Source organism: Bradyrhizobium sp. NBAIM01 (genome assembly GCF_020194115.1).
GTDB classification, from domain to species: Bacteria; Pseudomonadota; Alphaproteobacteria; order Rhizobiales; family Xanthobacteraceae; genus Bradyrhizobium; species Bradyrhizobium yuanmingense.
The window spans coordinates 212451-223778 of record NZ_JADYVU010000004.1 but is presented as its reverse complement, the minus strand read 5'-3'; the positions used below and the strand labels follow the sequence as shown (position 1 = coordinate 223778).

Sequence of the window (11328 nt, the reverse complement as noted above, 5' to 3'; positions counted from 1 at the left end):
CCTACCGCTCTTGCTTCGGCTGCGGCGTCACCGCCTCGTTGCGGCCACGCCAGGGTGCCGGGGTCGCAGGCCGCAGGCTGGTATAGGGCGCGATGGTCGAGCGATAGCCGATTGGGGCCACCTTCGCCGCCGGATCTGCGGGATCCGCGCTGGCCATGTGCGTCGTTGTCGGCACGCAGCCGGACAGCGTCGGCCCGGCAAAGGCCAGCAGCAGCCAAGTGAAACGTGAGTGTCGATCACCCACCGCGGATGCGGCAGATTTCGCCCCGGAAAGCGCAACCATGTCTTAATTCCTGATCTGGAGACCACAGGTTCGCGCGCGCAAAAGCGCGCATCGAAACCGACGCCGTCATGTCAGATCAGGCGATGGGGGGACGGTAGTGCTGGGGCGGCGCCGCGCTGTGCAGGCTGGGCACGATCTCGGGCGCACAGGTCGACATCGGCCGGAGCGGCGTGGCGAGGCTGGGCAGATCGGCCGGCAGCGCGCTGACGCACATCATCGCACAGCAGGGGCCCACAGTTCCCTTGCCGTCGTGATGAATCGGAGCAGGTGCGTCCTTCGCAGCGGTCTGCGAAGGCGTTCCGGCGTGCTCGTGCGGAACATCGCCAGGGTTCGCAGCCATATCATGGCTCGCAGCCATATGGTGATGCGCCGGAACGAGGTCAGCCTGGGCATCGTCGCCGAGGCAGGGCGCAGCACTGCCCCAGGCGAGGCTTGCGGCCGGCGCGAGCACGCAGAACAGATAGGCGAGGGCGATGATCCGCCCCACCCTGATCCGCATCGATCGCGTCAATCGCATCAACATTCCGCCGATAGGCTCCTCGCGCGGCAATGTTGCACACGCTTGTTGCAAACTAATGGCAAAAGACGCATTCGCCAAGAGCTTATTACCGCAGCGCACCGCGCATGCCCAATATCGCGGCAAGATGGTTGACCATGCGGCGGTCCGCGAACATGGTCCTGCCCGTGCACGCGCCAAATCATCCAGGGCAAACACCTGACGCCTTCACCCCTGACTCCCGTCAGGCCTGGGTGCGGCTCGTCATTGCCCTCCTGATCGGCTCGATCGGCGCCGTCGGCATGTGGGCGGTCGTGGTCGTGATTCCCGTGGTGCAGGCCGAATTCGGAGCCACGCGCGGCGCGGTGTCGCTGGCCTTCACCCTCATGATGTTCGGGTTCGGGCTCGGCGGCGTGATCGCGGGCAAGATCACCGACCGGTTCGGCATCGTTCCGGCGATGGCGATCAGCATCGCCTTCCTCGGCGTCGCCAACGTGCTCGCGGGCCTGTCGGGCCAGCTCTGGCAGTTCGTGGCGGCTTATTTCTTCATCGGGCTCGGGACGTCGGCGACCTTTGCGCCGCTGATGGCCGAAGCTTCGCACTGGTTCGAGCGCTATCGCGGTCTTGCCGTGACCATCGTCGCCAGCGGCAATTACGTCGCCGGCGCGATGTGGCCGCCGATCGTGAGCTGGGGCACGCAGGACATCGGCTGGCGTTACACCCATATCGGCATAGGCATCGTCTGCGCCGGCCTGATGACGGTGCTGGTGCTGATCCTGCGCGCGCAGATGGGCCGCGACACCGTCCACGACCATGCCAACGCGCCGCCGCCGCGGGTCGATCTCCGGCTGTCGACGAATACGCTGACGGTGCTGCTCTCGATCGCCAGCATCTCCTGCTGCGTGGCGATGGCCATGCCGCAGGTGCACATCGTCGCCTATTGCGGCGATCTCGGCTATGGCGTCGCGCGCGGCGCCGAGATGCTGTCCCTGATGATGGGCTGCGGCATCGTCAGCCGGATCGGCTCGGGCTACCTCGCCGACAAGATCGGCGGCATCTACACGCTGCTGGTGGGATCGCTGGCGCAGGGCTTTGCGCTGGTGTTCTATCTGTTCTTCGACAGCCTGACCTCGCTTTATCTGATCTCCGCGATGTTCGGCCTGTTCCAGGGCGGCATCGTGCCGAGCTACGCCATCATCGTGCGCGAGGCGATGCCGGCGAGCGAGGCCGCGACCCGCGTCGGCATCGTGATCTTTGCCTCCGTGTTCGGCATGTCCTTCGGCGGCTGGGTGTCCGGCGTGATCTTCGACGCCACCGGCTCGTATGCGGCGGCATTCGCCAACGGCGTCGCCTGGAATGCGCTGAACATCGGCATCGTCGTGCTGCTCTTGATCCGCGCGCGGATGGGCTCGGTCAAGACCGGCCCGGGTTTTGCTACTTAAGGTTTGAGCATGGACTTTTCGGAAAACCGCTACACACTTTGCGCTAGCGCGACCCTCCGGGTCCGGATCATGCTTTAAACCGCCTGTCCCGCCTTCAGCAGCGAGCAGCCGGTGATCTTGTAGCTGCCGTCGCCCTGCTGCTCGAGCGTGTAGAGCGCCTCCCAGGCCTCGCCATTGGCATCGACGATATGGACGCGCTGGGCGATCCAGCCGCCATCGCTCTTGCTCTCGCCGAATTCGAAGCTCTTGTGACGATAGACCGGCGCGTAGCCGTTCTGCACCATGGACATGAAGATGTCGGGCGCGGGAAAGATCTCCTTGATCGCCGGCGCCGCATAGGAATAAGCCGCCGCAGCATCGTCGCGAACGAAGGCCTGCTCCTGGGCGCGGATGATGCTCTGGGCAGCCGCGACATCGCCGGCAAAAGCTGAATGATGACAGGCAACAATGATGAGAGCGACCAGCAAGGCTGCGATGCGCATGACAGGCTCCGCGTTGAATACCCGGCGAAGGCGATCCTAGCACATCTGTGCCGCCAGGGCGTGTACTCAGATATCACGCGCTGGGTTTGAACGCTCCAGATGCCGACTCATCCGGGACAGCGGCGCAACAGCAGGCAGCTGCGACATGTTCTCCTAAGGCAGGAACGGCTCCGCGATGGCCGAGTTAAGCCGGCAAAACCACCTTACCAAGGAGCAAAGTCATGGCCCGTGCAACAGCACATCCGGATCATCACTGCATCTCAAGCGAGGACATTGAGGGAACCGAGGTCTATGGAGCAGATGGGACGAATATCGGCGAGATTGATCACCTCATCATCGACAAGGTGTCAGGCCGCGTGGCTTATGCGGTCATGAGCTTTGGTGGATTTGTGGGCTTGGGTCACAGCCACTACCCGATTCCCTGGGGCGCTCTGAAATATGACACGTCGCTTGACGGTTTCCGAACCAATATCACCGAGCAACAACTGAGGGATGCGCCTGAGTTCAGCGATGACTCCTGGGAAGATCGAGACTGGGAAATGCGAACCCATCGGTATTATGGGACGCCAACCTACTGGGAAGGGCGAGGTGGCCTATAACGCCAGCGGCGCGTCAGGACAGCTGATCTGATTAGCCGGCCCTCATTGGATGCTGTCGGGTTTGATCCGGCCGATTGAGGGCTTGGTACTCGATGGCCTCAGTCGCCACGCCATGTCGCGGCGACTGCCATGAATCGCGGTCATTGGCTTAGTCGAGGCGAAACCAGCGATAGCCATATCCATCAAGCGCGATAGCAGTGCCGTCGGCGCTGGACTTCGAATCGTAAATTCGGTTGCCGAATATATCGGTCAGCTTGCGCCCCTTGGGAACGTCCCTGATCTCCGTGCTGCAGCTGGTTTGTGACAAGTTGTGCAGCACGAGCACGGATTTGCCTTCCCAAACGAAATGCTGGATCAGCACCGCCGGACAGTTGCTTTCGGGAACGGTGCATTCACCCCAGCCGATCTCGGGGCAGGACTGCCGCATTTCGACCAGACGCCGCAGCCAGTTAAACAGCGAGTCCGGATCGCGCTGCTGGGCAGTCGCATTCACCTTAGCTGGCGCGTACGGACCCTCGCGAATTACATGATGGAGCAAACGATGTCCCGGCCGCGCGGAAAATCCGCCGGCTTCGTCGTCCGTCCATTGCATGCACGTACGGACGGGCCATCGCTCAGGAAGCGTCAGATCGTCGCCCATTCCCAGTTCGTCGCCGTAGTAAATGACCGGCGTGCCAGGAAGACTGAATAATAGGCTGAATGCCAGCTCGATCCGGCAACGATCGTTTCCGAACATGCAGGCGAGCCGCCGCCGAATTCCCCGTCCGTAAAGCTGCATTTTGCGGGTTGGAGCAAATGCAGCATAAACTTCGTCGCGCTCTTCGGGAGTTAGCCGGCCGAGATCCAGCTCATCATGATTGCGTAGAAATTGGGCCCAGTGTGCGAATTGCGGCAATCGGGGCAGCTCAGCCATGCAGCGCCGAAGCGGTTCGGCACTTTCGCGTGCAAGTGCAAGAAACAAGTGCTGGTTCATCAGGAACGCAAACAGCATGTGGATCCGCGATCCATCGCCGAAATAGTGCTGAAGCTCCGCGGGAGCTACATTTGCTTCGGCCAGCAAGACCGCGTCACCCTTGCGCCAGGACAGGAAATTGCGGAGCTCGGCGAAAAACTCATACCGGCGCTTCGCCGGGCGGTCCGGACGGATTTCCTCCACGACGAACGGCGCAGCGTCGATTCGGAATCCCGATACACCGAGTTCAAGCCAGAAGCCAAAGATCCTGAAGATTTCTTCGCGGACGGCCGCGCAGGATATGTTGAGGTCAGGCTGATGCTGGTAAAATCGGTGATAGTACCACGATTGCGCGCAGAGGTCGTAAGTCCACACACTGAGTTGAAACCCGGGAAATACAACGCCCTCTGTGCTGTTTTCGGGTTCGCTGGTTGACCAGACGTAATATTCCCGAAAAGGCGACGACGGGTCGGCGCGAGCCTGCTGAAACCACGGGTGCCTGTCCGAAGTGTGATTGATGGGAAGGTCGACTATCAGCCGCAATCCGCGCAGTCGGGCCTGGTGACTGAATTCGACGAAGTCGCCCAACGTTCCAAGTGCCGGTGCGACATTATAGTAGTCGGTGACATCGTAGCCGTGGTCCAGTCCGGGACTGGGATAAAATGGAAGCAACCACAGGCAATTTACGCCAAGCTGAGCGATGTGATCGAGCTGCTCGGTCAGCCCCTTGAAATCGCCGATACCGTCCCCGTTGCCATCCTTGTAGGTGGCCACGTTGAGGCTGTAGATGACGGCATTCTTGTACCAGAGATCGAGCAAGCGTCGACATCCTTTGCCGGGCGAGGGGTCGAAGGGCTTGCAGGTAACCGTCGGCGGCGGCTGTCGTTCCGGGAATTTGTGGCAACGAGGTGTGGGACGGCATGCGCGTTAGCAGGTTCCAATTTTGCCGATGGCATTGCGAGCGTTCGTGGACGCGACGCTCGTTGGTCGCAAGGACTGAGTTACTCGACCTCGGCGAAGGAGAAATACTGGGGCACTCCGGCCCGAAAGTGACGCTATGCCTCGCATTTGAGTCGTCCGAATAACACCATTTGGCATTCTTCATGCGATCATGCTGGGATGGACTGGCTCATTGGCCTTGCATTCTTCGGCTTTTGTTGGTGGCGCGCAGCAAAAGCACGCGAACGAGCTGCTGAACTCGCAGCAACGGGAATTAGGCGCTCACCGTTGTATTGGGTGTCGAACGCCTTGGTTGCAGTCCTGTTGGCCCTCGTGTTGTACATTGCCAACATACACAGTCAGTCGACCGTTCCAGCTTTGCTCTGGCTCGCCGCCCTCGCGATCATTGTGGCTTTGCTTTTCCTGCGACGCGCGTTGAAATGGCACTACCCTGTTTAGTGCCGATGGCCGAAATCATCCTGCGCATCATTGGCGTTTTGATCGAAGGGGTGATCGGGCCAATAGCCGGCCCGCCGCATCACAGATTTTTCAACAAGCGTCGGTGGAGCGTTGCGGCGTTGGGCTGCCTGGCGGCCCACTCCAGATTACGTTCGCCATCGATCTTCACCCAAAACGTACGAGTCGGCGCATCGCTTCCAGTGAGCGAGTTGAATGTACATGATGCCCTTTCTCGCATGATGGCGCCGACGGAATCCTGAGCTTGGTAGTCGATCACCGCCTCATACTGAACCGGCTGGTGGCGTGCTGATTGCATCATGAATCTTCTGGTTGACTCGGGTACGGCCCGTTCCGGCTCGGCGAAAAATTCGTCCCACGTGATCGTTCTTCTGGAGTCTTCCAGGTCGATCCGTTGATAGGTGGAGGGATCCGTCAGCCGCTCTTGAATCGCCTTTTCGCAGGTTTGCACAAATTGAGACGTGAACGGCGGATAGCTACGCACGTAAGCATAACCGAGAACAGCGACACCGAGGACTGCGAATGCTGCAATGGCAGGTTTGATTTTCATATCCGACTCTTACAAGTCCGCCAACATGGATTGGAGCGGATGGACAGTAGGTTGCACACCGTCACTCACGCATTTGCACGCTGACGTAAAAAAACAACAGCACTCCAAGGTTGGGACACCTGCGAACCAGTCGCTCAAAAAAACCACAGACTCATACGGCCTCGGGGCGCAAGCAGCAACGAGCGAACTAAACTGGAATAGGGCTAAGCGTGTATTAACCGGCGCGGACAACCTTACACTCTAGAGTGTGGTACTTTGCCGCTGGCGTGTGTGACGAGGAGCTGTCCGATTTAGCTCTGGCCAGAATGTTTGGGTCACAAGCCACGATGCTCCGGCCGATCAGCAGATTTCCGCTCCGCCCGCACGACCCGACTTTCCTTTTATGAGTACACGCGCCTAGCGCTTCCGCTTCGTCGCCGGCTTCGTCGTCTTGGCTGAGCGCGCCTTGGCCTTGCCGGGCGGCGGCACGCGCAAGCCGTCGACGAACACGTCGAGCAGGCGCAGCGCCGTCTCTTGCCAGCCGGGCTGGTCGTGCACGTAGCACATGCCGAAGAAGGCGCGCAGCAGATCCTCCGGGCTGATGTCGGCGCGCATCTCGCCGGCTGCGATGGCGCGGTCCAGCAGCGAGCCGATCGCCTTGGTCAGACGCTCGAAGGAGAAAGCATGCAGCTCCGACCCGCTCTGCACCGCGAGCGCGAGCGCTGCCATCATCCCCTTCTTGGTCGCAACAAACTCGACCCCTGATCGCAGCCAGCGCCGCAGCGCCTCGACCGGATCCTTGGCATTCTTCAATTGCTCGGCCAGCTCGCTGAGCTGCTCGACCTCGCGGCGGTACACCGCCTCGAACAAGGCCTCGCGCGTCGGAAAATGCCGATACAGCGTGCCGATGCCGACGCCGGCCCGCTTCGCCACCGCTTCCAGGCTCGCCTCCGAACCGCCGGCGCTGAACACCAGCTTCGCCGCTTCGAGCACGCGCTCGCGATTGCGCACGGCGTCCGCGCGGGGCTTTCGGGTCTGATCGGTGTGGTCGTCCATGGCGCGCAATGTAGATCACGAATTGGTTAGATTGAACCCATTGGTCGCCTTATCGCGTTGGTGACGCACGGGCTTTTGACGAATTCCAGATTTTTCCGCACCGGCCTTGTTAAGCGGAGGCTGCCTCCGTATCTTCGATCGAGCGTCGGCCGCATCGTGTTCGGCCGGCGCTATTCGACGGCGGCCACGGCGATGGCGCGCTGCGCGATGACTCATGTCCAAATCTGATCGGAGCCTTGTATGAACCACTCCATCAGCCTCACCGTGAACGGTGCGCGGCGCGATTTCGTCCTCGACGATCCGCGCGTCACGCTGCTCGATCTCCTGCGTGAGCGCCTTCATCTGACCGGAACCAAGAAGGGGTGCGACCGCGGCCAATGCGGCGCCTGCACCGTCCTGGTCGACGGCAAGCGCATCAATTCCTGCCTCGCGCTCGCTATCAGCCATGACGGGGCCGACATCCTCACCATCGAAGGCCTCGCGCGCGGCGACCAGCTCCATCCCGTGCAGGCCGCCTTCATCGCACATGACGGCTTTCAATGCGGCTTCTGCACGCCGGGCCAGATCATGAGCGCGATCGGCATGATCAGAGAAGGCCAGGCCGGCAACGATCCCGAGCGCGTCCGCGAATGCATGAGCGGCAATCTGTGCCGCTGCGGCGCTTACGTCGGCATCGTCGATGCCGTGCTGGACGCGCAAGGACAGATGGACGAGACCAATCAGAGGCGTTCCGCATGAAACCGTTCGATTATGTCAGGCCGGCCACCGTCACTGAAGCGGTTGCGGCGGCGGCCCAGCCCGGCGCGGTGTTTCTTGCAGCCGGCACCAACCTGCTCGACCTGATGAAGGGTGGCATCAGCCGTCCGGACCGGCTGGTCGATGTCACGCGTCTCGATGGGCTCGATCAGATCGAGACTCTCGCGGACGGGTCTTTGCGCATCGGCGCGCTGGTGAGCAACGCAGATCTCGCGCATGACGCTGAATTCGCGAGATCATATCCCGCGGTGGCCGAAGCACTGCTGTCCGGAGCGTCGGCGCAATTGCGCAATGCCGCGACAATCGGCGGCAATCTCCTGCAACGGACGCGCTGCGCGTATTTCTACGACACCGCCAGTCGCTGCAACAAGCGCGCACCTGGCTCCGGCTGCGACGCACTTCACGGCGAGAACCGCGGCCATGCCGTGCTCGGCTGGAGCGAGAGCTGTATCGCCACGCACCCTTCCGACTTCTGCGTGCCGCTGGTCGCGCTTGATGCCATCGTCGAGATCGAGGGCAGGGGCGGCCGGCGCGAGGTCGCGCTCGACGAACTGCACCGCCTGCCGGGCGATGCGCCCGAGCGCGAGACCGTGCTTGAGCCCGGCGATCTCATCGTCGCCGTGCGCCTGCCGCCTGCCGCACGCGGCTTTGCCGCGCATGCGCGTTACCTCAAGGTGCGCGAGCGTACCTCCTACGCCTTTGCTGTCGTCTCGGCCGCGGCCGCGCTGCGGATCGAGAACGGCAGAATCGCACAGGCGCGGCTCGCGCTCGGCGGCGTCGCCGCGAAGCCTTGGCGCGCTCGCGCAGCGGAAGACGTCCTCAAGGGCGTTGCGCCGACGGCGGACGCGTTCCAGGAGGCGGCCCGGCGTGCGCTCGAGGGCGCAAAACCGTCCGGCGACAACGCCTTCAAGATCGAACTCGCGCGCCGCATCGTCGTGCGCGCGCTGACCTTGGCCGCCGCCGGGACGCCTGCGCGTATCCCCGCGCTGCCGGCCTCTCCCTTCGCCTCGACCTCCGGAGCCGTCCATGTCTGAGCTCAATTTGACCAGTGCGCCCGCACATCTCAGGCACGGCTCGAATATCGGCCAGCCGCTGACCCGCCGCGACGGCATCCTCAAGGTGACGGGGCAGGCGAGCTATGCTGCGGACAATCATCCGCCCGGCATGCTGTTTGCCGTGATGGCCGTCTCGAGCATTGCGCGGGGCCGTGTGGTCTCGCTCGATGTCGCTGCCGCAAAACGCCATCCCGGCGTCGTCGACGTCATGACGCCCGATCACAAGCCAGCGCTCGCGATCGACCCCGACCTCAAGACCAATCCGTTCGTATTCCGGATGGAGGTGTTGCAGAGCAATGAGGTCCGCTACGCCAATCAGGCGATTGCGGTCGTGATCGCCGAGACGCTGGAGGCCGCGACGGAAGGCGCCGCGCTGCTGGCCCCACGTTACGAGGTGCAGCCTGCGCTGGTCGGCCTCGATGCCGGCGAAAGCTTCGTGCCGCCGGTCGTCGGCGTCGGCAATCCCACGGAAAGCCATCGCGGCGATGTCGAGGCGGGCCTCGCCGCGGCCGAGAAGCAGATCGACGCGATCTACGAGACGCCGCCGCAATATCACAATGCCATGGAGCCGCACGCGATCGTGGCGCGCTGGGAGGGTGACAAGCTCTTCTTGGACACGCCGAGCCAGGCCATGGTGATGGCTCGCGGCCGCGTCGCCGAGCTGTTTGGCCTCGCGCCGGAGAAGATTCACATCCGCAGCCCGTTCCTCGGCGGCGGCTTCGGCTCGAAGGGCTTCCTGACCGGGCCGCAGATCCTCGGCGTGATGGCGGCGAAGCTGGTCGGCAGGCCAGTCAAGCTGGTGCTCCGCCGCGAGCAGATGTATGGCCCGGTCGGCCACCGGGCGCCGACGCGCCAACGCCTGCGCCTCGGCGCCGATGGCGAGGGCCGCCTGACTGCGCTCGATCATCATGCGCGAACCGTGTCGAGCACCTTCGACGATTTCTACGAGCCTGCCGCCGATGCCTCGCACACGCTCTACGCGGCGCCCGCGATCCGCACTTCGCACGATGCCGTGCGCGTCAACACCGGCACGCCGCTGTTCATGCGCGCGCCGGGCGAGGCGACCGGCTCGATCGCGCTCGAGAGCGCGATCGACGAGATGGCCTGGGCCTGCGGCATGGATCCGCTCGCTTTCCGCCTGAAGAACTACGCCGAGGTCGAGCCGATGACGGGGCGGCCGTTCTCCTCCAAGGCGCTGCGCGCCTGCTACGAGCAGGGCGCCTCGCGCTTCGGCTGGGCCAAGCGTCCGCTGCAGCCGCGGCAGATGCGCGACGATGCCGGCCTTCTGGTCGGCTGGGGCATGGGTACGGCGACCTTCCCGGCGCTGATGTTCCAGGCCGAGGCGCGCGCGGCGATCCGCCGCGACGGCTCCGGCGTGATGGAGATCGGCGCGCATGACATGGGGCAGGGCGCCTGGACGGCGCTGGCGCAGATCGCGGCCGATTCCGTCGGTCTCGACATCGACCGCCTCGACTTCAGGTCCGGCACGTCCGACCTGCCCGATGCCGGCATCGCCGGCGGCTCGGCGCACACGGCAACCGCAGGCGCTGCGATCCACAGCGCCGGTGCCGCCGTGATCGGAAAGCTCGCCGATCTCGCCACAAGCGACGAGCGCTCGCCGCTGTTCGGCGCCGGCAATGCCGGCGTGATCGCGCGCGACGGCAGGCTGATCCGCCGCGACGATGAGAGCCGCAGCGAGAGCTATGCCGGGATTCTGGCGCGCGCGGGCGTTGCCGAAGTGGAGGCGCGCGGCACCGGCGCGCCGAACCCTGCGGCGATGGAGCAATATGCGATGCACGCCCACGGCGCGGTGTTCGCCGAGGTGAAGGTCGATCCCGAGCTCGGCCAGGTCCGCGTCAGTCGCATGATCGGCGCCTTCGCCGCCGGCCGCATCATCAATCCGCGCATGGTGCAGAGCCAGCTGTTCGGCGGCATGATCTGGGGCATGTCCTTCGCGCTGCACGAGGCGGCGATCACAGACCGCCGCAGCGGGCGGATCATGAATGCCAATCTCGGCGAGTACCACATCCCCGTGAACGCCGACGTGCCGCCGCTCGACGTCATCACCGTCGAGGAGCACGATCCGCACGTGAATGCGCTCGGCATCAAGGGTGTCGGCGAGATCGGCATCACCGGCAGCGCCGGCGCGGTCGCCAACGCGGTCTGGCACGCCACCGGCGTGCGCGTCCGCAACTTTCCGATCCGGATCGAGGAACTGCTGACGTAGCTCTAGCTCTTCCGAAACAGGCGGCCCCGGAGTGC

Annotated in this window: 13 protein-coding genes; 7 read left to right on the top strand and 6 right to left on the bottom strand. The window is 63.6% G+C overall.

Translation table 11 applies throughout. From position 1 onward, the window contains the following. Position 1: 1 nt before the first annotated feature. Together I6F31_RS16270 and I6F31_RS16265 are read right to left on the bottom strand one after the other, a co-directional pair. A complete protein-coding gene (locus I6F31_RS16270; protein ID WP_225113998.1) occupies positions 2-283 on the bottom strand; it encodes a hypothetical protein in 282 nt (93 codons plus the stop codon). Between the two features lie 76 nt (positions 284-359). Further along, positions 360-806, bottom strand: a complete 447-nt coding sequence (locus I6F31_RS16265) for a hypothetical protein (protein ID WP_225185716.1) — start codon at positions 804-806, stop codon at positions 360-362. Here I6F31_RS16265 and I6F31_RS16260 point away from each other — a divergent pair. Beyond that, positions 757-1002: a hypothetical protein gene (locus tag I6F31_RS16260; protein ID WP_225134901.1), complete on the top strand. Its 246-nt coding sequence runs from the start codon at positions 757-759 to the stop codon at positions 1000-1002. The genes I6F31_RS16265 and I6F31_RS16260 overlap by 50 nt on opposite strands. Continuing rightward, entirely contained in the window at positions 956-2221 is a 1266-nt protein-coding gene (locus I6F31_RS16255) for an MFS transporter (protein WP_225134887.1), read from the top strand. The genes I6F31_RS16260 and I6F31_RS16255 overlap by 47 nt, the downstream gene beginning before the upstream one ends. 74 nt (positions 2222-2295) lie before the next feature. On the opposite strand, the gene I6F31_RS16250 is transcribed toward I6F31_RS16255, so the two are convergent. Further along, the gene (locus tag I6F31_RS16250; RefSeq protein WP_225114000.1) at positions 2296-2703 is read right to left on the bottom strand and encodes a DUF4864 domain-containing protein; all 408 of its coding nucleotides are present in this window, start codon (positions 2701-2703) and stop codon (positions 2296-2298) included. Between the two features lie 221 nt (positions 2704-2924). On the opposite strand from I6F31_RS16250, the gene I6F31_RS16245 reads away from it, so the two are divergent. Continuing rightward, positions 2925-3302, top strand: coding sequence for a PRC-barrel domain-containing protein (locus I6F31_RS16245; protein WP_081493686.1), 378 nt, complete (start codon positions 2925-2927; stop codon positions 3300-3302). Positions 3303-3450: 148 nt separating this feature from the next. Here the strand turns inward: I6F31_RS16245 and I6F31_RS16240 are convergent, their stop codons facing one another. Next, the gene (locus tag I6F31_RS16240) at positions 3451-5073 is read right to left on the bottom strand and encodes an alpha-amylase family protein (RefSeq protein ID WP_225134783.1); all 1623 of its coding nucleotides are present in this window, start codon (positions 5071-5073) and stop codon (positions 3451-3453) included. Between the two features lie 300 nt (positions 5074-5373). On the opposite strand from I6F31_RS16240, the gene I6F31_RS16235 reads away from it, so the two are divergent. Next, positions 5374-5652 (top strand): hypothetical protein, encoded by a 279-nt coding sequence (locus I6F31_RS16235; RefSeq protein WP_225134782.1) that lies wholly within the window; start codon positions 5374-5376, stop codon positions 5650-5652. 79 nt (positions 5653-5731) lie between these two features. Here I6F31_RS16235 and I6F31_RS16230 read toward each other — a convergent pair whose 3' ends face one another. Both I6F31_RS16230 and I6F31_RS16225 read right to left on the bottom strand, forming a co-directional pair. Continuing rightward, positions 5732-6220, bottom strand: a complete 489-nt coding sequence (locus I6F31_RS16230; RefSeq protein WP_225185715.1) for a hypothetical protein — start codon at positions 6218-6220, stop codon at positions 5732-5734. 396 nt (positions 6221-6616) lie between these two features. Continuing rightward, complete coding sequence (locus I6F31_RS16225; RefSeq protein WP_225134780.1) at positions 6617-7255, bottom strand: TetR/AcrR family transcriptional regulator; 639 nt, start codon at positions 7253-7255, stop codon at positions 6617-6619. 240 nt (positions 7256-7495) lie between these two features. Between I6F31_RS16225 and I6F31_RS16220 the strand changes: the two genes are divergently transcribed. Genes I6F31_RS16220 through I6F31_RS16210 form a run of 3 tightly spaced genes read left to right on the top strand, consistent with a single transcriptional unit; the run spans position 7496 to position 11293 of the window. Further along, positions 7496-7993: a (2Fe-2S)-binding protein gene (locus I6F31_RS16220; RefSeq protein WP_225134779.1), complete on the top strand. Its 498-nt coding sequence runs from the start codon at positions 7496-7498 to the stop codon at positions 7991-7993. Beyond that, complete coding sequence (locus I6F31_RS16215; RefSeq protein WP_225185714.1) at positions 7990-9045, top strand: xanthine dehydrogenase family protein subunit M; 1056 nt, start codon at positions 7990-7992, stop codon at positions 9043-9045. Before I6F31_RS16220 ends, I6F31_RS16215 begins: the two co-directional genes overlap by 4 nt. Then, positions 9038-11293 (top strand): xanthine dehydrogenase family protein molybdopterin-binding subunit, encoded by a 2256-nt coding sequence (locus I6F31_RS16210; RefSeq protein ID WP_225185713.1) that lies wholly within the window; start codon positions 9038-9040, stop codon positions 11291-11293. Before I6F31_RS16215 ends, I6F31_RS16210 begins: the two co-directional genes overlap by 8 nt. Positions 11294-11328: the final 35 nt, after the last annotated feature.